The sequence below is a fragment of the Paenibacillus amylolyticus genome (assembly GCF_001570725.1).
Taxonomy (GTDB): domain Bacteria; phylum Bacillota; class Bacilli; order Paenibacillales; family Paenibacillaceae; genus Paenibacillus; species Paenibacillus amylolyticus_A.
The window spans coordinates 1-25,849 of record NZ_BCNV01000005.1; the positions used below are offsets into that span (position 1 = coordinate 1).

Annotated in this window: 20 protein-coding genes; 9 read left to right on the forward strand and 11 right to left on the reverse strand. The window is 45.4% G+C overall.

Going from position 1 to position 25,849, the window contains the following annotated elements:
* Positions 1 to 473: 473 nt before the first annotated feature.
* On the reverse strand, positions 474 to 1,592 hold the full coding sequence (locus PAHA3_RS20125) for an HD-GYP domain-containing protein (protein ID WP_062836509.1): 1,119 nt from the start codon (positions 1,590 to 1,592) through the stop codon (positions 474 to 476).
* Between the two features lie 224 nt (positions 1,593 to 1,816).
* Positions 1,817 to 4,381, reverse strand: a complete 2,565-nt coding sequence (gene gyrA, locus PAHA3_RS20130; RefSeq protein WP_062836510.1) for a DNA gyrase subunit A — start codon at positions 4,379 to 4,381, stop codon at positions 1,817 to 1,819.
* Positions 4,382 to 4,807: 426 nt separating this feature from the next.
* On the opposite strand from gyrA, the gene PAHA3_RS20135 reads away from it, so the two are divergent.
* Positions 4,808 to 5,755, forward strand: a complete 948-nt coding sequence (locus PAHA3_RS20135) for a YheC/YheD family protein (protein WP_062836511.1) — start codon at positions 4,808 to 4,810, stop codon at positions 5,753 to 5,755.
* Between the two features lie 86 nt (positions 5,756 to 5,841).
* On the opposite strand, the gene gyrB is transcribed toward PAHA3_RS20135, so the two are convergent.
* The 9 genes from gyrB to PAHA3_RS20180 form a co-directional block, all read right to left on the reverse strand.
* Complete coding sequence (gene gyrB, locus PAHA3_RS20140; RefSeq protein WP_062836512.1) at positions 5,842 to 7,752, reverse strand: DNA topoisomerase (ATP-hydrolyzing) subunit B; 1,911 nt, start codon at positions 7,750 to 7,752, stop codon at positions 5,842 to 5,844.
* 143 nt (positions 7,753 to 7,895) lie between these two features.
* Positions 7,896 to 8,144, reverse strand: coding sequence for an extracellular matrix regulator RemB (gene remB, locus PAHA3_RS20145; RefSeq protein WP_017691405.1), 249 nt, complete (start codon positions 8,142 to 8,144; stop codon positions 7,896 to 7,898).
* A 13-nt stretch (positions 8,145 to 8,157) separates the two neighbouring features.
* Positions 8,158 to 9,270, reverse strand: a complete 1,113-nt coding sequence (recF, locus tag PAHA3_RS20150) for a DNA replication/repair protein RecF (RefSeq protein WP_062836513.1) — start codon at positions 9,268 to 9,270, stop codon at positions 8,158 to 8,160.
* Between the two features lie 57 nt (positions 9,271 to 9,327).
* Complete coding sequence (gene yaaA / locus PAHA3_RS20155; RefSeq protein ID WP_062836514.1) at positions 9,328 to 9,543, reverse strand: S4 domain-containing protein YaaA; 216 nt, start codon at positions 9,541 to 9,543, stop codon at positions 9,328 to 9,330.
* A gap of 16 nt (positions 9,544 to 9,559) precedes the next feature.
* Positions 9,560 to 10,702, reverse strand: a complete 1,143-nt coding sequence (gene dnaN, locus PAHA3_RS20160) for a DNA polymerase III subunit beta (RefSeq protein ID WP_062836515.1) — start codon at positions 10,700 to 10,702, stop codon at positions 9,560 to 9,562.
* Between the two features lie 220 nt (positions 10,703 to 10,922).
* Positions 10,923 to 12,269: a chromosomal replication initiator protein DnaA gene (gene dnaA, locus PAHA3_RS20165; protein WP_036611990.1), complete on the reverse strand. Its 1,347-nt coding sequence runs from the start codon at positions 12,267 to 12,269 to the stop codon at positions 10,923 to 10,925.
* Positions 12,270 to 13,132: 863 nt separating this feature from the next.
* A complete protein-coding gene (gntK, locus tag PAHA3_RS20170) occupies positions 13,133 to 14,680 on the reverse strand; it encodes a gluconokinase (protein ID WP_062836516.1) in 1,548 nt (515 codons plus the stop codon).
* A gap of 66 nt (positions 14,681 to 14,746) precedes the next feature.
* Positions 14,747 to 16,108: a GntT/GntP/DsdX family permease gene (locus PAHA3_RS20175; protein WP_062836517.1), complete on the reverse strand. Its 1,362-nt coding sequence runs from the start codon at positions 16,106 to 16,108 to the stop codon at positions 14,747 to 14,749.
* Positions 16,109 to 16,320: 212 nt separating this feature from the next.
* Positions 16,321 to 16,995, reverse strand: coding sequence for a GntR family transcriptional regulator (locus PAHA3_RS20180; RefSeq protein ID WP_062836518.1), 675 nt, complete (start codon positions 16,993 to 16,995; stop codon positions 16,321 to 16,323).
* A 578-nt stretch (positions 16,996 to 17,573) separates the two neighbouring features.
* On the opposite strand from PAHA3_RS20180, the gene rpmH reads away from it, so the two are divergent.
* The 8 genes from rpmH to noc all read left to right on the forward strand — a co-directional run bounded on the left by rpmH (position 17,574) and on the right by noc (position 25,743).
* On the forward strand, positions 17,574 to 17,708 hold the full coding sequence (gene rpmH, locus PAHA3_RS20185) for a 50S ribosomal protein L34 (RefSeq protein WP_017691413.1): 135 nt from the start codon (positions 17,574 to 17,576) through the stop codon (positions 17,706 to 17,708).
* A gap of 314 nt (positions 17,709 to 18,022) precedes the next feature.
* The gene (gene rnpA, locus PAHA3_RS20190) at positions 18,023 to 18,373 is read left to right on the forward strand and encodes a ribonuclease P protein component (RefSeq protein WP_036611981.1); all 351 of its coding nucleotides are present in this window, start codon (positions 18,023 to 18,025) and stop codon (positions 18,371 to 18,373) included.
* Positions 18,374 to 18,447: 74 nt separating this feature from the next.
* Positions 18,448 to 19,326, forward strand: a complete 879-nt coding sequence (locus PAHA3_RS20195; RefSeq protein ID WP_062836519.1) for a YidC/Oxa1 family membrane protein insertase — start codon at positions 18,448 to 18,450, stop codon at positions 19,324 to 19,326.
* Positions 19,323 to 20,024 (forward strand): RNA-binding cell elongation regulator Jag/EloR, encoded by a 702-nt coding sequence (gene jag, locus PAHA3_RS20200; protein WP_062836520.1) that lies wholly within the window; start codon positions 19,323 to 19,325, stop codon positions 20,022 to 20,024. Before PAHA3_RS20195 ends, jag begins: the two co-directional genes overlap by 4 nt.
* 212 nt (positions 20,025 to 20,236) lie before the next feature.
* Positions 20,237 to 21,613: a tRNA uridine-5-carboxymethylaminomethyl(34) synthesis GTPase MnmE gene (gene mnmE, locus PAHA3_RS20205; RefSeq protein ID WP_062836521.1), complete on the forward strand. Its 1,377-nt coding sequence runs from the start codon at positions 20,237 to 20,239 to the stop codon at positions 21,611 to 21,613.
* A 180-nt stretch (positions 21,614 to 21,793) separates the two neighbouring features.
* Positions 21,794 to 23,683, forward strand: coding sequence for a tRNA uridine-5-carboxymethylaminomethyl(34) synthesis enzyme MnmG (mnmG, locus tag PAHA3_RS20210; RefSeq protein WP_062836522.1), 1,890 nt, complete (start codon positions 21,794 to 21,796; stop codon positions 23,681 to 23,683).
* Entirely contained in the window at positions 23,683 to 24,405 is a 723-nt protein-coding gene (rsmG, locus tag PAHA3_RS20215) for a 16S rRNA (guanine(527)-N(7))-methyltransferase RsmG (protein WP_062836523.1), read from the forward strand. The genes mnmG and rsmG overlap by 1 nt, the downstream gene beginning before the upstream one ends.
* Before the next feature lie 519 nt (positions 24,406 to 24,924).
* Positions 24,925 to 25,743, forward strand: coding sequence for a nucleoid occlusion protein (gene noc, locus PAHA3_RS20220; RefSeq protein ID WP_062836524.1), 819 nt, complete (start codon positions 24,925 to 24,927; stop codon positions 25,741 to 25,743).
* Positions 25,744 to 25,849 lie beyond the last annotated feature (106 nt).

Sequence of the window (25,849 nt, forward strand, 5' to 3'; positions counted from 1 at the left end):
AATAAAGTATTGAAAAGAGCGATAAGCTCATTTTGAATCTGACGAGATTAAAAATCTCATTTGTGCTCCAGCCGTTCCAAGCCAAGGCTTGTTTCAAACTTTCGCGTTCATTCTGCAAGCAGAATGTTTACTCACTCGTTGTTCAGTTTTCAAAGATCAAACTTGTTTTTTTTTGCCGAACGCCGTTCTCTTCAGCAACTTTTATATCTTATCACATCCGAACCAACTTTGCAAGCTCTTTTTTTAAGTTTCTTTCGAAGCTTATTTGTTTCGCTTGCCGCACCGTGTAAACCGTGTTTTCTTGGCCGGAATTAGAATATACCATGTACAGATTTTGATTGCAAGTCTTTTTTTGTTTAATTATTAATTTATATATATTCATCGTGATTTATCTACATGACTACACTTTTTTCACATAAAAGGCCTCTCTATAAAAGAAAGACCCTCTCATCAAGTTTCTTTACTATTTATAATTAACCGATAACCTCTTGAATGTGGAGCTGCCGCTGCTGCATTAAGTTAATGATGGTTCCTTCTACTGACACCATAGGCCGCGTAGGATGATCCCGATCAGAGAATATGATCTCTCCAATTTGGTTATTGCTCAGTTTTACTCGGATGCCATTATGGATCTGGGTCGACCGTTGAACAAATACACTTACAATTGCAGGATCTAATTTCCCGAACGCTTCACTCTGGATCTGTTCCAGGACCAGATACGGTGATTGTGCCTTACGATAGATCTTCTCTAACGTCATGGCGTGGAAAATATCAGCGATAGCTACAATTTTCGCGTAAATATGAATCTGCGTTCCGCTAAGCTGTAATGGGTAGCCCGATCCATCCACTTTTTCGTGATGCTGCAAGGCTGCAAGTCTAGCCCCCTCATTAATGGCTTTTGCCTGTTTAAGCACCTGATAACCGTATTTGGTATGCTGGCGGATCTCTTCCTGCTCTGCTGCCGTCAACGTGGATGGTTTATGGAGAATCTGCGGATCTACTTTGTTGTTACCAATATCATGGAACAAGCCTGCAAAAGCAACCTGCATCCAGTCCTTAGAGGGGAGATCCATCCATTGGGCCAATTGATACGATGTGATCGCGCTCAGTACAGCATGGTGATATACATAATCATGTTCTTGCATTACTCGTGGACTAAAGGTAAGTACATTATATTGTTTGAGATGTACAAACACAGCCTCCAACTGTGTACGCAACTCATATACAGGCAATTCAGCCGCCAGAGAGGACAGGAATGCATTCTTGGTTAATCCTACCATCTTCTCATACTCATCCTGTAGAGACGTTACTGCAGGAGCTGTGGTGACGTTCCCTGTCTTCCCTGACCGTTCACCATTATTCTCATTTGTTGTACCTCCTGCGGGCCCAGATGCACTTTTGGTTCCTGTACTGCCTGTTACCATTCTTTCTTGTTCAATATCTACCTGGTGAATCATAAAGGCTCTTAGAACTTCCATATCCTTGGGTAAAATGACTTTGCCCTTCTGAAGCAGAACGTTGCCGCGAAGCGTTTGCACATCACTTCCAAGTTTGAGTCCTGGTTTGACTTCTGACAGGGTGATTAATCCCATGTTTATTCCCCTCACTCATCGTTCTTCTATGTTATTAACAAAACAAGACCATAGTCCCGGTTTTTTCATGATATTTCCCATTATATTACTCAAAAATCAGGCTGTACATCCTAGATTCTGATTAATCAAAGTGATGGTTCCTTTATACAACAAAAGGGCCCCCAGTGGGAGCCCTCTTAGTCTTATTCCAATCTCCAAGAGATTGGTTTTCAGAAATTCTATTTTTATGCTTCCGAACCGGAATCGTCGCCATCAACTTCAGCATCAGCTTCCGCGTCAGATACGGTGCCTTCTTCCAGGCTTACTGCCGGAGTTTGGTTCTCCCCGCCTTCCGAGCCTTCAAGCAATTCGTCGTCTGGTTCTTCTTCATTCTTGTCAATTCGGCTGACTGTAGCCACCGAATCCTCATCACGAATATGAATCAGCTTCACACCTTGCGTGTATCGACCCATGGTGGATATGCCTTCCATGCTCATCCGGATCAAAGTACCGCTAGACGTGATAATCATCAGATCCTCTTCGGTTTTAACCATTTTGAGGCTGACTACAGCGCCGTTCTTCTCTGTGACATTGATGGTTTTAATCCCTTTACCACCACGAGTCTGCATCCGATAATCACTGACAGGTGTACGTTTACCGTAACCTTTGGCTGTAACGATCAGAACATCAAGCTCTTTATCGACTACATCCATGCCAATAACGGCATCCTGTTCATCCAAAGTGATCCCTTTAACCCCGGTTGCACTACGTCCCATGGAACGTACATTACCTTCCGAGAATCGGATAGACATCCCGTGAGCTGTACCCATAATGATCTCTTGCTGTCCATCGGTCAGCTTAACATCAATCAGGATATCATCATCACGCAAGGAAATACCGATCAGGCCGCCTTTGCGGATATTGGTGTAATCCTCAAGTGGCGTCTTCTTCACAACACCTTGACGGGTAGCAAAAAACAAGTATCTGTCACTTTCAAATTCCTGAACTGGAATCACGGCATTAACCGATTCACCCTGCTCGATCTGGATCAGGTTGATAATTGGTGTTCCCCGTGCGGTACGTCCAAGCTCTGGAATCTCGTAAGCTTTGAGACGATACACTTTACCTTTGTCAGTGAAGAACATGAGGTAATTGTGAGAGTTGGTCACAAATAGATGCTCAACAAAGTCGGTATCTTTGGTGTCCATCCCTACAACGCCACGTCCACCACGCTTCTGGCTGCGGTATGTGGATACCGGCAGACGTTTCACGTAGCCTGTATGGGTAATCGTGATAATAACCTCTTCACGTGGAATCAGGTCCTCATCCAGAATACTCTCTTCACCTACCGTGATCTCTGTACGGCGATCATCGCTAAAGCGGTCGCGAATCTCTTGCAGCTCAGTACTGATAATCTCAAGCACCAGATGCTCATTAGCCAAGATTTCACGATACTCCCTGATTTTGACCATCAGTTCGTTATACTCGTTTTCAATACGTTCGCGTTCCAGACCTGTGAGGCGTTGCAAACGCATATCGAGAATCGCTTGAGCCTGATCATAACTGAGTGAGAAACGCTCAATCAAACCTTCTCTGGCTGCATCTGCATTACTGGATGAACGAATCAACGTAATAATCTCATCGATATGATCCAGCGCAATGCGCAAGCCTTCCAGAATGTGTGCACGAGCTTCAGCCTTCTTCAGTTCAAACTGCGTACGTCTGCGAATAACCTCAATCTGATGCTGCAGATAGTGATACAACACTTCACGCAAGTTCAGGATTTTAGGCTCTTTATTTACAATCGCAAGCATGTTAATTCCGAAAGTGGATTGCATCGATGTATGTTTGTACAAGTTGTTCAGAACAACCCCCGGATTCACGTCTCTGCGAAGCTCAATTACAACCCGCATACCGTTACGGTCAGACTCATCACGAAGATCTGTAATGCCATCAATCTTTTTATCACGTACCAACTCAGCAATTTTCTCAACGAGTCTCGCCTTATTCACCTGATAAGGGAGCTCTGTAACGATAATTCTCGCTTTATTGTTATTCTCTTCGATGTTCGTTTTGGCCCGCATCGTTACTGAACCACGTCCGGTCTGATACGCTTGACGAATGCCGGAGCGTCCCAAAATGTAACCGGACGTTGGGAAGTCTGGTCCTTGAATGTAATCCATCAATTCCATGGATGTAATATCAGGATTTTGAATCATGGCCTGTACGCCGTCAATGACCTCTCCCAGATTGTGAGGAGGAATATTGGTCGCCATACCTACCGCGATCCCGCCGACCCCATTGACAAGCAAGTTGGGGAAACGAGCAGGCAAAACGATTGGTTCATGTTCTTCACCGTCATAGTTCGGCTGGAAGTCAATCGTATCCTTGTTGATATCTCTGAGCATTTCCATTGCAATCTTGGACAGACGAGCTTCGGTATAACGCATTGCTGCTGCCATATCGCCATCGACCGATCCAAAGTTACCATGTCCATCTACGTGCATATAACGCAGGGAGAAATCCTGTGCCATCCGTACCATCGTCTCGTAAACAGCAGAGTCACCGTGCGGGTGATACTTACCGATAACTTCGCCGACGATTCTGGCTGATTTTTTATGTGGTTTATCGGGTGTCATGCCAAGCTCCGACATTGCGTACAGAATACGCCGGTGAACCGGCTTCAATCCATCACGCACATCAGGTAAGGCACGGCTAACAATGATGCTCATCGCATAATCCATAAACGATTCACGCATCTCGACGCCAATATCCCGATCTGTAATCTGCGAGTTCATTTCTTCCGCCATGCTGGACCTCCTTCTTGTCCTAAACAAACGTTCCATTCCGTCATGCTAAAAAATTGATTATATGTGAAAAGCCTAACAAGGCTAAAACCGCGCAAGAACGCTACTCTTTATTATATTACTTTCACAAAAGTTACACAATTAAACGTCCGCTGGGCAATAGCCTTTCTTCCGGGAACTGCTGCGTCTCTGGGGATTCGCCCTGCCTTCCTCCCCAATTGCACATACAATGCTAGAAAAAGCGGCATATGTACTGTGCCCACCGAGGCTAAAGCCGTTCCCGTTCTACGATCAAACTGCAAATTGTGCAGCTCATCGCACAAAACGCCATATTTCTCTATTATACCACTGAAATCGTCTCTTGTCCTTCGATTTCTCCGTGTCTTCCCCTCTTGAGAACTGAGCAAAACATGAAAGGACTGATGAATCTTGGGTATCCAGCGTGTCTCCAGCAAATGGGCCAAAACAGCTGTGTTACAACGCAGTCGCAATGTGAATGAATATATCCCTGTGACCCGAAAATATAGCCGTCAAACCCTGGAACGAATGACTGAATTATTCGAGTCGAACTATATCAAACCGGACCGTGGCACTTACGGCAATGGAGTTATGCGGGTGAAAACCACCCGTATGTACCAACCTGTGTTTTATTCCGAGAATTCCACCACAGATGCAGAGGTTACCGAAGAACCCAATGATCGGAACCTATCTGAAGATACCGAAGCAAGTGTAGTTACCTCCAGAGCTACCCAACTCACAACAACATATCAACTCCAATATGGAACAGAGGAAAGGTCATTTCATTCCCTGGACGATCTTGAACGGGCACTGAATGATCGTATACAGAAACGTGACTATATCATTCAACAAGGGATCCCGCTGATGAAGCATGAAGGTTTGCCTTTTGACTTGCGCGTGTTAACCCAGAAAAATCTGCAACACAACTGGGAGACAACAGGTGTACTAGGACGGGTCGCCGCCCCGGGAAAAATCATCACCAACATTCATGGTGGTGGACGATTGGCCACGTTCGAAGAACTCGTACTCCCCCATCTGCATCAGGATGGCTTCAAAAAGCTTCGCCATGAGCTGTACCGATTAGGCATTCATACCGCCGTGCAATTGCAAACATCATTTCCAAGGCTCAAGGAGATTGGTATTGATATTGCGCTAGACGAAGAAGGACGTCCCTGGATTCTTGAAGTCAACACACTGCCAGGCATTTATGCTTTTGGCTTATTACCGGACAAGGAGACGTATCGGAAGATCAGACGTTATGCCATTGCGTACGGTCGTTTGCCCTCCAAAAAGAGTAAGAGCTCTCGCCCATCCGCCAAAGCACAGGCCTCGTCTGCCAAAAAACGTGTACGTCGCTAACAACGGGATACTGAAGTCTACTGCTTCTAATTTCGTGATTCCAATAATATAAAAAGGCGCCCTCTCAGGCGCCTCTTCGAATATCGTTAAATGTCGAGGTTTTTCACGTATTTTGCATTTTCCTGGATAAAGTCACGACGCGGTTCAACGTTATCCCCCATGAGGGTGTCGAACATGGCATCAGCAAGTATGGCATCGTTGATCGATACTTGCATCATGGTCCGGCTCTCCGGATCCATCGTCGTTTCCCACAATTGTCCGGCATTCATCTCACCGAGACCTTTGTAACGCTGAACGTTGAATTTCGCATTTTCACCGAGCGTTGCAATAATTTCATCGCGTTCTTTCTCGGAACCAGCATAGCGAATCACTTTGTTACGCTCAATCTTGAACAATGGCGGTTGCGCAATATATACATAACCTGCCTCAATGATTTTGCGCATGTACCGATACAGGAATGTCAGCAACAGTGTTCGGATATGAGCACCATCGACATCGGCATCGGTCATCAAAATGATTTTGTGATAACGAGCTTTGGCAATATCAAAGTCATCACCAATACCTGTACCCATCGCCGTAATAATCGCTCTAATCTCCGCATTACCCAAAATCCGGTCCAGACGAGCTTTTTCCACGTTCAGAATCTTACCACGGAGCGGCAAAATCGCTTGGAAATGACGATCCCGACCTTGCTTCGCTGATCCGCCCGCAGAGTCACCTTCGACGATATACAATTCGCTGATTGAAGCATCCTTGGATGAGCAGTCAGCCAGTTTACCTGGAAGTGAGCTTACTTCCAGTGCTCCTTTACGACGTGTCAGTTCCCGTGCTTTACGGGCAGCTTCACGTGCACGTGCTGCTTGCAGACCTTTTTCCAAAATGCGACGGGATACGGAAGGATTCTCTTCTAGGAACTCCTGCAACTTCTCGGCAAACAAGGATTCGACAATACCACGTACTTCACTGTTACCCAGCTTGGTCTTCGTCTGTCCTTCAAATTGCGGTTCCGGAATCTTGACCGAAATAATAGCCGTCAAACCTTCACGCACATCATCTCCGGAAAGGTTGCCAGTGCTGTCCTTGATTACTCCCGCCTTACGGGCGTAGTCATTGATGATCCGTGTAAGGGCACTCTTGAAGCCTGATTCATGCGTTCCGCCCTCATGGGTGTTGATATTGTTCGCGAAGGAATAGATATTCTCGGTGTAGTTGTCATTGTATTGCAGGGCAACTTCCACCTGGATGTTATCTCTGGAACCTTCAACGTAAATTGGATTTTCATGCAATACTTCGCGCTTCTGGTTGAGGAAGGAGACGTATTCGATAATGCCGCCTTCGTACAGGAACGAGTTGGTTGCACCTGTACGCTCATCCGTCAATGTAAGACCAATACCCTTGTTCAGGAACGCCAGCTCACGAATACGGGCAAGCAAGATGTCATATTCATAAACTCTCGTTTCCGTGAAAATTTCAGGGTCCGGATGGAACCTAACTGTTGTTCCTGTTTCGTCAGTTGTACCGATCACTTTCAGGTCATACTGTGGAGCTCCACGGCGATATTCCTGTTGGTAGATATGTCCTTCACGTTTAACCGTTACAACCACTTTTTCAGAGAGAGCATTTACAACGGACACACCAACACCATGCAAACCACCGGATACTTTATATCCGCCGCCGCCAAATTTTCCTCCTGCGTGGAGGACAGTCATAACTACCTCAAGTGCAGGACGTTTCATTTTGGCATGTTCGCCGACAGGAATACCCCGTCCGTTATCGACTACAGTTACGCTGTTATCTTCATGGATACTGACCTCAATGTGGTCACAGTAACCAGCAAGCGCTTCGTCGATACTGTTGTCCACTACTTCCCAGACCAGATGATGCAGGCCCTTGGAACTGGTGGAACCGATATACATCCCCGGACGCTTCCGTACGGCTTCCAATCCTTCAAGGACCTGAATTTCATTCGCATCATATGACGGTTGATTCATAGACATGCCTTTCACCTACTTCTATAGATTCAATATCGTAAATATGCGTTAACTAAGAATGTTTGCTGAAATAGGCAACGTCCTTCATTCAGCCAGCTGTCCACATAAAGACAAGCAGTAAAAGACACACCTTTTATGCCAATCCAATGCTAGAGATCAGGAAAAATGTGAGCCCGCTTCTTCAGCGTGGCTGAGGAAATAGGCGAGTAGTACACAATGTTTTTGGTCACCACAATGGACTTGGCTTCCTCTTCGCCGATGTGTTCCACTGTTTTTTCCTGCTCGGCATGCGTGACATACTGCTTGGAGATCTTTGAGGATTTTTCAATCGATATATCAAAAATAGCGACCAATTCGGAAGAACGGATAATCTTCTCACCGCCCAGATGAATGTACATAAGCCCTCACTCCTTAGCGTTCAACCTGTCCGGCATGAACGTGATAAATACTGGCATCTTTGAGCTTGTCAACGTTCAGGCTCTCGATCCCCGTAGCCGTAATAAAGGTTTGCACCTTGCTCTGGAACGTTTCGATCAGCTGTGTCTGGCGAAAAGGATCCAGTTCGGACAGGACGTCGTCGAGCAGCAGGACCGGATATTCTCCGATTTCTTCGTGAATCAGTTCAATTTCCGCAAGTTTAAGGGACAACGCCGTTGTGCGCTGCTGCCCCTGCGAGCCATATGTTTGTACTTCCCGATCGTTAATGAAAAAGGACAGGTCATCCCGATGCGGCCCACTAAGGGTTGTGCCTCGGCGAATCTCCTGCTCTTTCATTTGTGATAATTTTATCATAAATTGGTCCATTAAGACAGCTTCATCTTCTTCAGCGGCTTCGCTGAAGGAAGGAAGGTAGGCCAGCCGCAGGACTTCTCCGCCTCCGGTGATCCCTTGATGAATCGTTTCTGCCCACTTTTGCAGTTTCTTTATGAATTGTTTCCTTTTTTTGACGATTTTAACACCATGCTCAACCAGTTGTTCGTTCCATACCTCAAGCATGGTCTGGGCCGATGCCCCTTGTCCCCATAGCTGCTTGAGCAAATTGTTTCGTTGGACCAGCACTTTTTGATATTGCTGCAGATGATACAGGTAGCCGGGTGCAACCTGTCCGATCTCCATGTCAAGAAACCGGCGGCGGACCCCCGGTGTGCCTTTTACGATCTCCAGATCTTCCGGTGCAAACATCACGACATTAAGCGCGCCGACAAAATCACTTAACTTGCGCTGCTCCAGTCCGTTAATCTTCGCTTTTTTGCCTTGTTGTGACAGAGACAGTTCAAGCTTGACCGCTCCGTACTTTTTGTCGACTTCTGCTGCAAGTCTGGCACGTTCCTCACCAAAACGGATTAACTCCTTGTCACGGGATGTACGGTGGCTCTTGGTGAGTGCAAGTACAAAAATCGCCTCTGCAAGATTGGTCTTGCCTTGAGCATTTTGCCCGATCAATAAGTTTACAGGACCAAAAGAGTCCAGTCTCAGATGTTCATAATTGCGGAAATTCTGCAGATCAATGCTGTTCACAAACACGCGGTAACCTCCCTTTTATCCCGTCCGTCAGGAGGCAGCAGGATCGAACTGGTCTTCTTATTCTGCGGCAACTTCGAATATGCCTTCTCCGTCCACTTCAACGATATCCCCAGGGTATAACTTACGTCCCCGGCGTTCCTCAGGCTCTTTATTCACACGTACAAGTCCCTCCTGAAGCAAAGCTTTGGCCATACCTCCAGTTGGGATGCAATCAGCGAGTTTCAAAAATTGATCAAGCTTAATATATTCCGTTCGAATCGTAACTTGGTTCACTGTGATCTTCCTTTCGTTAGTTGGTCGTCCGGTATGGCAATATGACGTAAAGGCTGTGACTGTCATCCAGTGGTTTCAAGATGATTGGACTCATGACACCTGTAAAAGCGATCATCAGCTGCTCACTTTCGACGACTTTCAGCACATCCAGCATGTATTTGGAGTTGAACGAGATTTTTAACGGATCTCCTGTAAACTCGGCAGGTTCGATTTCTTCTCTTACTTTACCTAGCTCGGAAGAGCTTGAGGAAATTTCGACTGTTCCCGAATCCATCGTTTGCATACGCACGATGTTTGTTTTCTCTTCACGCGACAGCAAATAAGCCCGGTCAATGGATTCACTTAATTTTTTTGTATCTAAAACAAGTTCTGTTTTGTATGACGTTGGAATAATTCTAGAAGTATCGGGATATGTTCCGTCCAAAATACGAGAGTAGAACAATACACGGTCGATTTTGAACAGGACTTGGTTATCTGCAACAACGATATCCACAAGGGTATTTTGATCCGGAACGATTTTGCTGAGCTCGTTCAGCGTTTTACCGGAAATGACCACGTTGTTAAAGCGAATACCTTCTGCATTATCCAGCATTGCTGATCGAGTAGCAAGACGGTGGCGGTCTGTTGCCACAAATTTCAATTCGTTGTCACCCAAACTCCAGAGTACGCCTGTAAGGATTGGCGTTGTCTCATGTGTGGAAATGGAGAAGACGGTTTGTTTGATCATATTTTTCAGCAAATCTCCTGGAATGGAGACGGTTTGGTTTTCTTCAATGCTCGGCAGTACCGGGAATTCTTCCGGATCCAGACCTACCAGTTGAATCTCGGTAGCACCTGCAGAGATAAAGGTGTTGAAGTTCTCTTTGACTTCCATGTGCACTTCTTGGGATGGCAGCTTCTTGATGATCTCCACGAAAAACTTGGCTGGCAAAACTACACTGCCCGGTTGTTCTACCTGAACCACGCTTTTATCTCCATCTTCAAGCGGGATGAAGGATTGAATGGATATATCGGTGTCGCTTGCTGTCAACGTTACACCTTGATGATTCACGTCGAATTTGATACCGCTCAGAATCGGAATCGTTGTACGGCTCGAGATCGCTTTGGATACTTGCTGTATGGAATCGTTTAAGTAGTTTTTCATTATGCTGATTTTCATGGTTTCACTCCTAGCTGATTTTTTGGGTGTTGGGGTGTTGAAAGGTGTTTTTCAAAGGCCGAAGGCTAAGCTCCGAAATGGCTATTTTGGAGATGATATCTTTAAGATCTTTTTAGTAATAATAGTAATAGGGGCACTGAATATGTGGATAAGTGGGTATAAACCCGTACACCCAAGCCTATCCACATGTGTATACGTTGTGCATAGGCTTGGGACTTGTTCAGGTTGGATTCTTAATTTTTTCGGTTAAGTTGTTGATAACTTTATAGAGATCCTGATCGTTTTTAATCGCTTGGGAGATTTTTTCGTGAGCGTGAATGACAGTGGTGTGATCTCGTCCTCCGAATGCTTCCCCGATTTTGGGCAGAGAAAAGTCTGTCAGTTCACGAGAGAGATACATGGCAATCTGTCTTGGGAAAGCAACTGCCTTGGTCCGTTTCCGTGCTTTGAAATCTTCAAGCTTAAGGCTATAGTACTCGCCGACCTTTTGTTGGATGTCATGAATAGTGATCATTTTGGGACGACTGGAAGGAATAATATCCTTCAGTGCTTCAGCTGCGAGATGAGTGGTTACATCTTGATTAGTCAGTGAAGAATAAGCAACGACCCGAATCAGGGCGCCTTCCAGTTCACGGATGTTGGTGTCGATCTGGTTGGCAATGTACATCATCGCTTCATTCGGAATATCCAAGTTTTCCGCACGTGCCTTTTTCCGCAAAATAGCGATCCTTGTTTCCAAATCTGGAGGCTGGATATCCGTGATTAACCCCCATTCAAAGCGAGAACGAAGTCGTTCTTCCAGTGTCGGAATTTCCTTCGGTGGTCTGTCGCTGGAGATGATGATCTGCTTCCGTTCCTCATGCAGCGCATTAAACGTATGGAAAAATTCCTCTTGTGTTGATTCTTTTCCCGCCAAAAACTGAATATCATCAATGAGCAGAATGTCGACGCTCCGGTATTTGTTACGGAAGCTCTCCCCGCGGTTGTCACGGATCGAGTTAATGAATTCGTTCGTGAATTTCTCAGACGACAAATAAACGACTTTGCTGCCCGGATCATGCTCCAGAACATAATGTCCGATCGCATGCATCAAGTGAGTTTTACCGAGACCTACTCCTCCATACAGAAAGAGAGGATTGTAAGCTTTGGCGGGCGCTTCAGCGACCGCCAGCGATGCGGCATGGGCAAAACGGTTGCCCGGCCCGATGACAAATGTATCGAACGTATATTTCGGATTCAGCATGCTGAGTACCGCTTCTTCCTGTACGACTGTAGGCGTTGGCGCCGGCAGTTGCGGGTCCGGTTCAGCAGGCTTGTTCTCCTCGATGACAAATTTCACATCGACTTGCTTGCCAAGCAGCTCGTATACCGTCGAGCCAACCAATTTGGTGTAACGGCTCTCCAGCCATTCGACGGCAAATGTGGTTGGTGCGGAAATGACGATTGAACGGTCATTCAGCTTGGTGGCTTTGGTTGCTTTGAACCAGGTGTCAAAGCTGGGTTTGCTGAGTTTGTTTTGTATGATTGATAAAATTTGCTGCCATAAATCAGAAGTATGGCTGTCCACAGACTGTCACTCCTTTTACATGTTCCAAGTGTGGCTTAAGCCATGATGCAGTGTCGAAATACGAGATATATTGTTGAATTTATCCCCAAACCCCCGCAGGTCGAAAACAAAAAAAGTATGAACAACGGAAAATTGTTCACAACTTTATCCACAGGCTGTTGATAATATTATGGGTCAGATCACATATTCACATCCAAAAGTAATACAATCATAGCAAAAGAAACCCCGCATTTCAACGTATCGCGTGATTTTATCCACAAATTCAATAACTTGTGTATAATTTTTAGTCACAACACAATATATTGTTTATAAACTGTTTAATTTTCGACAAGATGGCCTAAAAACCAAAAATGTTTTATACACAGGTTATCCGTCAAATGATGCCAAATTGTGTGTAAAAGTATTCTTCGTTTGTGAATAACCTGTCTGTGGATAACCGCAAAGTGAAAATGGAGCATGATCGAGATCGAAATAAGAGTGACCTCGTACCCTCGTGTTTTTTTGCCAATTAGGCGATGTTGAAATCCATGAATTCAGGGTAAGGCTGGAAGGCGGAAAAGAGCCAAATTGGCGTATCGTTTAACAAGAAATGCGATCTGGTTTCTGAGGAGATGGCGATCTGTGAACATCGATGTAAGATGGATAATGAACATAGAGGAATTCATTTTAAGACAAGTGAAATATGAATTATCCGGAATGTAGATGTAAGCCGAAACTCAAATATTGAGGTAGAAGTGTATGAAGATATGATATGAATCCAAACGACATTTTATGAATTTATATCAAAAAAGGGTGTCCCTGAAACCGATTTTTGGTTTCAGGGACACCCTTTTTTTTGTGGAGACTACGCATGGATTGATAATTTAAGGACGGTCAATGGACATCTTGCGTTGAAATTCAGCAATATCTGCGTATTCCTCTTCCAGTTTGCGAGAGATCCGAATAAAGATGGGCAGCAGCTCCTGATAGAGTGCAGCATTCTCTTTGACAGGTGTATGACGATGTGTTGTACCCACCATGGAAGAAACGGCATGAAGCGAGTCAATTCTTCCGGTAGCGTACAACCCAAGCACGACGGCACCCAGACAGGAGCTTTCATAGCTCTCGGGCACAACGACCTCCTGATTGAAGATATCGGACATCATTTGGCGCCAGAGAGGAGAGCGTGCAAACCCACCGGTGGCTTGAATGGAGGTAGGTTGCCCAATCTGTTCTTCCATGGCGAGCAGTACCGTATATAGGTTAAAAATGACCCCTTCCAAAACAGCGCGGATCATATGCTCTTTCTGATGATGGAGTGTTAAGCCGAAAAAGGAGCCACGGGCATCCGGATTCCACAAAGGGGCACGTTCGCCCGAAAGGTACGGATGAAACAGAAGTCCTTCCGAGCCAGGCCGGACACGTTCGGCAATTTTGGTCAGCACATCATAGGAATTGATGCCGAGTCGTTTTGCTGTCTCCACTTCAGACGCTGCGAATTCATCCCGCACCCAGCGAAATAACATGCCACCATTATTCACAGGTCCGCCAATGACCCAAAGATTCTCTGTGAGGGCGTAACAGAAGGTCCGACCTTTGGGGTCGGTAACCGGACGGTCCACGACAGTGCGAATGGCCCCGCTGGTTCCGATGGTTGCTGCAACCACACCAGGTTCAATGGCGTTTACGCCGAGATTGGACAAAACCCCGTCACTTGCGCCAATAACGAAGGGTGTAGAGGGGGAGAGAGACATTTTTTCAGCCGATTCGTGACTCATTCCTTCTAATATATGTGTTGTAGGTACGAGCTTCGACAGATGGTCGGGTGTAATGCCTGCAATTTCAAGGGCTTCTGCGTCCCAGTCCAGTTGTTCCAGGTTGAGCAAGCCTGTGCAGGAAGCGATGGAATGGTCGACGACATATTGTCCGAATAGACGGAAGAACAGATACTCTTTAATAGAAATAAATTTGGCTGTGCGCTTGAAAAGTTCAGATTCATCGTGGCGCAGCCACATTAATTTGGTCAGCGGTGACATGGGATGGATCGGTGTACCTGTGCGCAGGTAGATGCGATGGCCCAATCCATTCTCTTGCAGCTGGGCAGACCATGCTGCACTTCGATTATCCGCCCAGGTGATGCACCGAGTTAAGGGTTTGTCGTCCTGATCCATGGCAATGACACTGTGCATGGCCGAGCTACAGGATACGAACAGGATCTGCTCGGCAGCAACACCACTCTGATCCATGACTCCTCGTACAGAGCGGAGGGCCGCCTGTACAATCTCCTCGGGGTCCTGCTCGGCAACATCGGGTGCCGGGGTATACAAAGGATATTCCTGCGTTGAGGTACTGACGACGGAGCCCTGCTCGGTAAATAGCACGGATTTGGTACTGGTGGTACCGATATCGATCCCAATCATGTAGTTGTTCATATATTTAATCCTTCTTTCTCCAGAAAGCGATGAGATTTTAATTTCTTTCTACTATAGAGACTCCATTTATACCACTGTACTCAGGAGCAAAATAAAGATCAGTCCGACCACGGATAATAGTGTTTCCATAACGGTCCACGTTTTCAATGTCTGGGAGACGCTCATATTAAAGAATTCTTTGATCATCCAGAATCCCGCATCGTTCACATGGGACAAGATGAGTGACCCTGCACCTGTGGCGAGTACAACCAGCTCAATATTGGTACCTGGTGTGAGTGCAAGCACTGGAGCGACAATGCCGGCAGCAGTTGTCATAGCTACGGTTGCTGAACCGGTAGCTACACGAATGAGCGCAGCGACAAGCCAGGCAAACAGGATCACGTTGATGTTGGCATGGGTAGCGACATCAGCAATGGCGTTGCCCACACCACTATTGATCAATACCTGTTTGAAGGCACCGCCTCCGCCAATAATGAGAATGATGGTCGCCGTAGGCGCCAGACATTCACTGGTGAAGCGAGAAATATCGTGTTTGGTGAATCCACGTGCAAAGCCGAGTGAAAAGAGGGCAAATACAACTGAAATCAGCAGAGCAATGATCTCATGACCGATAAATTCACTGAAAACGGTGAAGCCGCTTGTGGCATTTGGGTCAATGATGCTGGCTATGGAACCAATCAGCATCAGAATAACCGGCAGCAATATGGTAAACAGAGTAATACCAAACCCAGGCATGTTGCTGTTTGTTTTGGTTGCGAATTGTTCAGCCAGTTCAGCTGGCGGTTCGGTGTGTATTCTTTTTCCAATAAATTTACCAAATAAGGGACCTGCAATAATCGCTGTAGGAATACCAACAATAAGAGAGTACAAGATGGTTTTACCCAGATCTGCGCTGAAGGCTTCAATTGCAATCATTGGTGCCGGGTGTGGTGGAACCAAACCGTGTACAGTCGACAGACCCGCCAAAATGGGAATACCGATCTGCAATAATGACATATTGGTTTTACGCGCGACGGTGAAAATGATGGGGATCATCAGAATAACGCCGACTTCGAAGAAAACAGGGATACCGACGATGAATCCAACGATCATCATGGCCCAATGCACACGTTTCACACCGAACCGATCTACCAAAGTAGTTGCAATGCGCTCGGCACCGCCGGATTCGGCCATCATCTTACCGAGCATCGTACCAAGAGCAATAACAATTGCAATGGTTCCAAGTGTGCCGCCGAGTCCCCCGGTAATGGAAGAGATCACATCGGCAGGTTTCATACCTGTAAGCAAACCGAGCATTAATGCAGATAACAAAAGGGTGATAAAGGGGTTCCATTTATATTTAGAGATTAAAACGATCAGAAAAACGATCGCAATTAACGTCCAGACCAATAATGTTGCATTATGGGATAGTCCAAAAAGAGTGCTCATGATGTGGTGTGCTCCTTTAATTCTGATATAGAACGCTTACAAGTGAAATCATCGTCAACAATTTTTCGTGCCGGTACTAAATAGAAGAGGTGTTGGCTAGAAATGTAGTTTTATCATGCCCAAATTGAAAACAAAATCGCATTTTGTATACTTGTCGACAAGTTAAGCCGCAATCATTCACAGAAGATATGATTGCAAACGCTTTGCTCCTTTTAGGAATCAAAGCTTTCGTGCAGGGTTTTACCGGAATCTTGGAAATATGTGCGGACTCCAGCCTGAATGAGTATTTTGTCACCGGATTCGAGTGCTTCAACCAGCAAACGGTGCTTTTCAATTACAGCGCTTACTTTCTGCTCACCTTGAACAAATACTCTTCGCGTCGTGAGCAGCATAACGGTCATCACAACATATCGAATACTCTTCCATAGATGTGAAATACGGGAATGCTGGGCTGCTTCAATAATGGTCTCGTGGAAAACGAGATCCTGGTAGGCGAATTCGACAGCGTCCTGATGCCTTCCAGCGAGTTGCATTTTGTCGATCACGTTGCGCAACTGGGTGATTAATGACTCTGGAACATCACCAGCGAGCCGCTGCTGAACAAAACTTTCAATCAGGAAACGGACATCATACAATTCTTCGACATCCTTGATTCGCAGTCCCAGGACAACGACACCCATACGTTCAAGCCGAATAAGGCCTTCATTCGACAATGTTCTTAACGCTTCACGGACAGGTGACCGACTGCTGTCAAAATCAGCCGCAATTCGATTTTCCGACAAAATCTCTCCGGGACGAAGGGTACCGCTAATGATCCGTAGCCTTAATTCGCAGGCAATAGCTTCACCACGGGAAGCCCCTTGAAGCCAGGAAGAAGGAAATAGCATATGGCTAACGCTCCTATTAATAAGTAATCAGTTCATTACTGATCATAGCATACCTACTCTGCGGACTGGATATTTCAGCTCAATCCATAGTCTGTAGTCTGCAAGATAACGGCTAATGTTTTTTTCAAAGGACTACTTGTATACAAGATGTGATTTTTATCCTACACCTTTCTCAAAAGCTTGTAAACCTTAATTGAAGCGGATACAACCTGATTAGAATTAACGATATTGGTGACCTATAATCATTATCCACATGTGAATAACTTTAAACAGAATATAATAAAGGAGATAGCGGGTATTGGAGGGTGTGGATAACTGTAAAGGATGCAATATCGTGGTCTGATCAGGGTCTGGGGATAACTTTTCATGACGCTCTTCGGGGCTTGTTAATGGTAATCAAGTGAACGGACTATGGTTATCATTTCTAGTGGGATGGAGAGTGTATATAAAAGAGGGAGAAGCCTTGAGCCTTGCAGTTGACTTTTCCAGGTGATCATGGTTAAATATATAAAGGTGTTTTCTGTGAAGATGAAAGTGATTCATCACATAAGTATTTCCTTGTGAGGAGGTGCAATACATTGAGACCTACATTCAAACCGAACGTTAGCAAACGTAAAAAAGTTCATGGTTTCCGGAAAAGAATGAGCACGAGCAACGGCCGTAAAATTTTGGCCGCACGTCGCCTTAAAGGCCGTAAAAACCTGAGTGCTTAATGCATTGAAGACCACCGAGGTGGTCTTTTTTTTCTTAATTTGGATCATTTCAGACTGGATGCTGGTACAGATCAGGTCTGAATGGTCTGCGGAAAAGTGCTGAATACACATCTATGTATGTCGAGTGAGTTTTCCATTTTCGAAAACTTACCTTATATAAGGATGAATGTTGGTTCGGTTAAAGTAGCCAATCTGCAATCATCCCAAATGAAGTTCTCGTTAAGACGGTTTACCGTTATTCAAGAAAGCCTATACTAAATCAGTAATGAGGCCTCCGTCAATAACAATGGTGGAGAACAGCAAGGAGAAGCGCCGTGTATAAAAGACTGCGTCTACGAAACCGGGCGGACTTTAGCCGCGTATACCGGTATGGGAAATCGTTTGCCAATCATCAATTCGTGGTGTATGGCTGCCGCCGTAAAGATACGGAACAATTCCGGGTCGGCGTATCATGCAGCAAGAAAATCGGAAACGCTGTCGTACGCAACCGGATGAGACGCATGATTAAGGAAATTGTTCGTCATCATGAGCATGAGATTGTCACGCAGATGGATCTGATTTTTATCGTCAGAAAAGGTGCACTGGACATGCCCTATAAGGAGATGGAAAAAAGCCTGCTCCATGCGATGCGCAAGGGCTCACTTTTGAAGTCGAGCAAGCGGTAAGCTTCGGTTTATTTGTCCTCCTAATTATGGTATGATTTACGGTGGAATGGAATGGTTAAGAGAGGGGTTATGAAGTGTCGCGATTGAAGACATCAAAGGGGAAGTGGATTCTCCTCATTGCAGTCATTGCAATGGTCACTGTACTCGCCGGATGTACTCCACAAGGAGCCGGGGTTACTACGGAAGATCTGAAGAATAGTGATTCTTTTTGGCAAGCCAATGTTGTGTACTGGTTCTCACTGGCGCTGGATACATTCGCTAACTGGTTCAAAGGTGAATATGGACTGGCCGTCCTCGTGATGGTGCTTATTGTACGGACATTAATTTTACCACTAACAATGAAACAGGTCCGTAGCTCCAAAGCTATGCAGGCCATTCAGCCGCAGCTGAAGGAGATTCAAGCCAAGTTTAAAGATACACCTGAGAAAGTTCAGCAAGAAACAATGAAGTTGTTTCAGGAGAACAAAGTTAATCCGATGGCGGGTTGTCTACCACTTCTGATTCAGATGCCGATTTACATCGCACTTTATAACTCAATTTACGGAAACTCCAGTCTGAGAACACATGATTTCTTGTGGCTCCAGCTCGGGGAACCGGATCACCTGTTTATTTTGCCAGTGCTGGCTGCGATCACAACATTCATTCAAACATGGATGATGATGCGTATGAACCCTGCACAGCAAGTGGGTCCGATGCAGTTTATGCTATGGGTATACCCGATTTTGATCTTCGTAATGTCTTATCAGTTCCCGTCAGCACTTCCGCTGTACTGGTTCTACAGTAACATCTACACGATCGTGCAAAACTATTTCCTTTACCGGAATAATGATAAAATCGTGGCTGAAGTCAACGTGAAGCAGAACAGCTCTTCCAAAAATGGAGCTAAACGCAAAAACGGTGGCAAAGCGACCGTCTCTGGAAAAGGGTCGAAAGGGGCCAAAAAATCGAAATGACCAAAGTCATTACGTCAGGAAAAACCGTTGAAGATGCTGTAAACCAAGGATTGACCGAGCTTGGCGTAAGTCGGGACGAGGTCGAGATACAAGTGTTAGAGCAGCCGTCAAAAGGATTCCTGGGTTTGATCGGGGTGAAGGCGGCCAAAGTTGAAGTAAAACTATTGCCTGTACCCGAAGTTGTTCAACAGCCGATCAAGCCAGCCGCACACCTACCTGAAGTAGATGCATTACTTGAGGGTGTTGCAGCTAAAAATCCCTATGAAGAAGCGGCTGCTTTCTTGAAAGAGGTCGCAGCAGGTATGGGACTGGATGTGGAAGTGCATATCAAAAAACAGCGTGACGGACATATCTTCAATATTGCCGGTGAAGACCTGGGCATGATTATTGGCAGACGTGGACAGACGCTGGATGCGCTTCAGTATCTAACGAACATTGTAGCGAACCGATACTCGGAAAGCTTCGTTCGAATTGTGCTCGACGCGGAGAATTTCCGTCAACGTCGGCGGAAGACGCTGGAGGATCTGGCTGAACGGTTGGCTGGACAAGCTATCCGTACCGGCAAGGAAGTTGTATTGGAGCCAATGCCTCCGCTAGAACGAAAAGTCATCCATGCAAAACTGCAGAATCACCCGCAGATTAAGACGTTAAGTAAGGGCGAAGAGCCTAATCGGCGTGTGGTTATTACCACGAAATAACACGAAATTGAAGACGCAATGGCTTCCTGCCCGGTGCAGAAGCCATTGCTTTTTTCGTACAGAAGCAATTTGAGCAGGTACGTAACACAGGTAAACAGTGAAACTTAATAAGATAAGTGGCATGTCATATGATATATCATTAATAGATTTGAAAATGAATATGGCGTCCCCTGAGGGGCGGCAATTTTAAAATAGAGCAAGGAGAGATAACCATGATCAGTGATACGATCACAGCGATATCAACGGCTGTCGGAGAGGCGGGTATCGCCGTGATCCGGGTCAGCGGCCCGGAAGCAGTGTCGGAGACGGAAAAGATTTTTCGCAGTAAAACGCCTTTAACTCAAGCAGCATCTCATACGGTTCATTATGGTCATATCATAGATCCGGCGAGCGGCGAGAAGATCGAGGAAGTGCTGGTTACAGTTATGCGAGCACCTCGGTCGTTCACAACAGAAGATGTGGTGGAGATCAGTGCACATGGTGGTGTGGTGTCCGTAAAACGGGTCATGGACCTGCTATTGCAGCTCGATATTCGTCTGGCTGAACCCGGCGAGTTCACGAAGCGTGCTTTCCTTAATGGGCGGATTGACCTGTCTCAGGCTGAAGGTGTCATGGATCTTATTCGTTCCAAATCGGACCGGGCTTTCTCGGTTGCACTGAAACAGGTTGAAGGCAAACTGTCTTCCAAACTGCGCGATCTACGATATACTCTGGTGGAAACACTGGCTCATATTGAAGTGAATATCGATTATCCAGAGCATGATGTGGAGTCGTTAACTTCTGATTTTATTAAAGAAAAGTCCAGTCAGGTTATGACTGAAATTGATAAATTGCTGACTACAGCAGAGCAAGGAAAGATCCTGCGAGAAGGTATCACGACGGCTATCGTTGGACGACCTAACGTAGGGAAATCCTCATTAATGAATACACTTGCGCAAGACAATCGAGCTATCGTGACGGACATTCCAGGAACAACTCGTGACGTGATCGAGGAATTCATTACGATTAATAATATTCCGCTGAAGTTGCTGGATACGGCAGGAATCCGGGAAACGATGGACGTCGTAGAGAAGATCGGGGTAGAACGCTCTCGCTCTGCGGTAAGTGAAGCCGATCTGATCTTAATGGTTGTGAATGCTGCGGAGCCACTTCATCCCGATGAGATTGAATTATTGGAACAAATCCGCGGTAGACAATCGATAATCATTATGAATAAAATGGACTTAACGCCACAGGTAGAACGTGACGTGCTGCTTCGTTACATTCCGGAAGAGCGGCTTGTACCGATGTCGGTGAAAGATGATCTGGGTGTAGATCGACTGGAAGATGCCATCTCTACGCTATTCTTCAGTGGTAAGCTGGAGTCCGCAGACCTGACTTATGTCAGTAATGTGCGTCATATTGCTTTGCTCAAAAAAGCGAAGCAGTCCCTGGTGGATGCCTATGAAGCGGCAGAACAGTTCATTCCAATCGATATGATTCAGATTGATGTTCGTTTGGCGTGGGAGCATTTGGGTGAGATTGTTGGAGATACAGCACATGATGCATTAATTGATCAGATTTTCTCCCAGTTCTGCCTAGGAAAGTAAAAATAATATACTGCCGATTGACTTAAATCGTAGTGTATGATGGAGAGGTACAATTTCTGCCTGTTGTCAAAGGATGGAATGATATTGTAGCCATTACGTGTTGGTTTCATATAGATAGGAATGCAAGTTCCGATGAACGGTTAGAAGTATTTCGTTTTCATTATAAGGAGGTAAACAGGAATGGCTTTTGATGGCGGCAGTTATGATGTTATCGTCGTTGGTGCAGGACATGCTGGTGTGGAATCCGCGCTGGCCGCAGCCCGTATGGGGTCCAAAACACTGATGATTACGATCAATCTCGATATGGTAGCCTTTATGCCTTGTAACCCATCCATTGGGGGACCGGCCAAAGGACATGTTGTGCGTGAGATTGATGCACTTGGTGGAGAAATGGGACGGAATATCGATAAGACCTTTATTCAGATGCGGATGCTTAACACGGGTAAAGGGCCTGCTGTTCACGCGCTTCGTGCTCAGGCGGATAAATTCTCCTACCAGCATAAGATGAAGGAAACGATGGAGAATGAACGTAATCTGACCATGCGTCAGGGTATGGTTGATCGACTGATCGTTGAAGATGGAAAGTGTGTAGGAGTCGTGACTCAGACCGGAACTGAGTATCGGGCCAAAGCAGTCGTTCTGACGACAGGCACTTACTTGCGCGGTAAAGTAATTATGGGTGAGTTGATGTATGAGAGTGGACCGAACAATCAACAGCCATCTCTTAAATTGTCAGAGCATTTGCGTGAACTGGGCTTCGATCTGGTTCGTTTCAAAACAGGTACACCACCACGTGTACACAAGGATACGATTGATTTTAGTAAAACCGAAATTCAGCCTGGCGATGATGAGCCGAAGTTCTTTTCCTATGAAACAGAATCTTCTAATAATGAGCAACTGCCTTGCTGGTTGACGTATACATCTGTGGAAACACATCAGATTATTAATGATAATCTGCATCGTGCACCGATGTTTTCCGGTGTGATTGAAGGGACTGGACCGCGTTACTGTCCATCTATCGAGGATAAAATTGTTCGGTTTAGCGACAAACCGAAACATCAGATTTTCCTGGAGCCGGAAGGCAAAAATACATCGGAGTATTATGTGCAGGGGCTATCTACGAGTCTGCCAGAAGACGTTCAGCTTGCGGTTCTGCGTTCGATTCCAGGTATGGAAAAAGTAGAAATGATGCGTAACGGTTATGCGATTGAATACGATGCGATGGTGCCTACACAATTGTGGCCATCCCTTGAAACCAAACGTCTGCCAGGTCTGTTCACAGCCGGTCAGATTAACGGTACTTCCGGTTATGAAGAAGCGGCTGGACAAGGCGTTATGGCCGGCATTAATGCAGCGCGCAAAGTACAAGACAAAGAGCCGATTGTGCTTGATCGTTCCCAAGGTTATATTGGCGTGCTAATTGATGATCTGGTAACAAAGGGTACGAATGAACCTTATCGTCTGTTGACTTCACGTGCCGAGTATCGTCTGTTGCTTCGCCATGATAATGCAGATATGCGTTTGACGGAAATCGGACATGACATTGGACTGATTCCTGAAGATCGTTATGCGAAATTCCTGGATAAAAAGGCGAAAGTCGAGCAGGAAGTCGCGCGTCTGAAAGTGGCTAAAGCTCGCCCGGTTGAAGTGAACGCGAAATTGGAAGAGTACGGATCTACACCTATTCAGGATGGAAGTACGTTGCTTACCTTGCTTCGTCGCCCAGAGCTGGGGTATGAACTGATTGAACAGCTTTCACCATCTGAGGTAGAACTGACAGCAGATATGAAAGAACAAGTCGAAATACAAATTAAATATGCGGGTTATATTGAGAAACAATTGATCCACGTGGAACGTTTGCAAAAGATGGAGAAAAAGAAAATTCCGGACACTATCGTATATGATGAGATTCATGGTCTGGCTATGGAAGCCAAGCAGAAGCTCGCTACGATTCGTCCAATCTCGATTGGTCAGGCTTCTCGTATTGCTGGAGTTACTCCTGCCGACATCTCCATTCTGCTGGTCTACCTGGAGCATTATAACCGTGTAACCGCAGCAAGGGGACAATAATGGACGATATTCAACAGCAACTGCAGCGGCGCTTAAAGAAACATGGATTAGAGCTGGGAGAACTCCAATTGGAGCAATTCGAACTGTATTATCAGGAACTGGTATCCTGGAATGAAAAGATGAATCTGACCGGTATCACGGATCGGGAGCAAGTGTATACCAAGCATTTCTATGATTCGGTATCGCTGGCCTTTTATACAGACATGACCAAAGTGAATAAGCTTGCTGACATTGGATCTGGAGCGGGTTTTCCTGGGTTACCCCTGAAAATCTGTTTCCCGCACATTAAGCTGACGATCATTGATTCATTAAATAAACGGATTGGCTTCCTACAGCATGTGGTAGATATCCTTGGCCTGACAGACGTGGAGTTGGTCCATGGACGTGCTGAAGAGATTGGACGCAAAGAAGGGTATCGTGACAGTTATGATCTCGTTACGGCACGTGCAGTAGCCAAGCTGGCTGTGCTTAATGAATTCTGTCTTCCTTTTGTTCGTAAAAGTGGAATATTCGCTGCCATGAAGGGCGGAGACCCGCGTGAAGAAATGAAGGAAGCGGAGTTCAGCTTCAATCAGCTGAAAGGACGGGTAAAAGCCGTTCATCCATTTCAGCTACCGGTTGAAGAATCAGAGCGTCATATCATCTTGATTCAGAAATTTGATAAGACACCATATAAGTATCCACGCAAACCAGGCACTCCAATGAAGACTCCGCTGGTATAGTTGCGTGTTGATTCTGAAGTAAGTCAAAACGAACTGAATAGAATTTTAGACATGGATAAAGAGGATGTTTCACGTGAAACATCTTCTTTTTTTGTCTCCTAAAATGGAGGACTGGCTCAACATCACAGATACTTCCTATTACATATCTTTTTAAATATGTGTAATGATCGATTCCAACGCGCAGTAACTCATAAACATTTTCAAGAATTATATGTGTACAAGTCGTCATATTCCCAATATTCACAAAGAAAAAGCAGGAAAATAAGCAGAGTTTAAAGAATAGGTAAGCATAGGATTATGATAGAAAAGATGATAGAATAGAAGTATCCGATCCTGGGTTACAGTGATCATAGAGTATATGTATAGATAGATGGATATGCGTTCAATGTTGCATGACGGGAAGCGTTATGAAAGGCAAAACTTATTCCAAGAACGATGCATGTGAAGGGTCGCTTATTGAATAAGAAGCACCTGCAAAGACTGTGGGAGCTATTACGAAACTAGGTGGTAATCTGCGGAATGAAAGAACAATTTTCGAAGTTGTTTGGTTTGGCGGAGCGCAATAACGGAGATGAGATCAAACAGATTCCGGTTAATGAAATTGTGAGCAGCCCATATCAACCCCGTACTATTTTTGATGATGATAAAATTGATGAGTTGTTGCAGACGATTAAAACACATGGCGTAATTCAGCCTATTGTCGTTCGCGTGCGAAATGGATCATATGAGATTATTGCCGGGGAACGTCGCTGGCGTGCAGTTCGAAAACTGGGTCTGGATACGATTCCAGCCATTGTGCGTGAATTCAACGATTCTCAGGCCGCATCCATTGCACTGATTGAGAACTTGCAACGTGAAGGATTGACTTCGATAGAAGAAGCCGTGGCCTATCAGAAACTGATTGACTTGCATCAACTGACACAGGAAAGTCTTGCACAACGACTCGGCAAAAGCCAGTCAACCATCGCCAACAAAATTCGGTTGTTACAACTCCCGGAAGGCATTAAGGCCGCATTAATGGAACGAAAAATTTCTGAACGGCATGCAAGAGCATTACTTTCTCTCGATACGGAAGAACTACAGATGAAGTTGCTCGGTGAGATTATTGAAAAAGAATTGAATGTGAAACAGACAGAGGCGCGTGTTGCTTTCTACAAGGAATCTTCCAAGATTAAAAAATCCAAACGTGTTTCCTTTACCAAGGACGTAAGACTTGCACTTAATACAATTCGCCAATCCATTGATATGGTAACTGGCTCTGGTCTGGACATCAAAACAAAAGAAGCCGACCATGAGGATCATTACGAGATCGTTATTCATATTCCCAAACGCAAATAATTGAAGCTTATGGCGGCAATGAGCCGCTTTTTATGTCTATAAAGCAAGTCTGGCTTGAAATTTTCAAAGAACGGTATATTGAGGAAATGGTAGTTGTTGTTTGTGT

Coding starts and splice junctions, on each gene's coding strand:
- PAHA3_RS20125 (WP_062836509.1), bottom strand. CDS start 1,592: ATGGGATTAATCACCCTGTCAGAAGTCAAACCAGGACTCAAACTTGGA.
- gyrA (WP_062836510.1), bottom strand. CDS start 4,381: ATGGCGGAAGAAATGAACTCGCAGATTACAGATCGGGATATTGGCGTC.
- gyrB (WP_062836512.1), bottom strand. CDS start 7,752: ATGTCTATGAATCAACCGTCATATGATGCGAATGAAATTCAGGTCCTT.
- remB (WP_017691405.1), bottom strand. CDS start 8,144: ATGTACATTCATCTGGGCGGTGAGAAGATTATCCGTTCTTCCGAATTG.
- dnaN (WP_062836515.1), bottom strand. CDS start 10,702: ATGAAAATCAGCATAATGAAAAACTACTTAAACGATTCCATACAGCAA.
- gntK (WP_062836516.1), bottom strand. CDS start 14,680: ATGAACAACTACATGATTGGGATCGATATCGGTACCACCAGTACCAAA.
- PAHA3_RS20175 (WP_062836517.1), bottom strand. CDS start 16,108: ATGAGCACTCTTTTTGGACTATCCCATAATGCAACATTATTGGTCTGG.
- PAHA3_RS20180 (WP_062836518.1), bottom strand. CDS start 16,995: ATGCTATTTCCTTCTTCCTGGCTTCAAGGGGCTTCCCGTGGTGAAGCT.
- jag (WP_062836520.1), top strand. CDS start 19,323: ATGACCAAAGTCATTACGTCAGGAAAAACCGTTGAAGATGCTGTAAAC.
- mnmE (WP_062836521.1), top strand. CDS start 20,237: ATGATCAGTGATACGATCACAGCGATATCAACGGCTGTCGGAGAGGCG.
- mnmG (WP_062836522.1), top strand. CDS start 21,794: ATGGCTTTTGATGGCGGCAGTTATGATGTTATCGTCGTTGGTGCAGGA.
- rsmG (WP_062836523.1), top strand. CDS start 23,683: ATGGACGATATTCAACAGCAACTGCAGCGGCGCTTAAAGAAACATGGA.
- noc (WP_062836524.1), top strand. CDS start 24,925: ATGAAAGAACAATTTTCGAAGTTGTTTGGTTTGGCGGAGCGCAATAAC.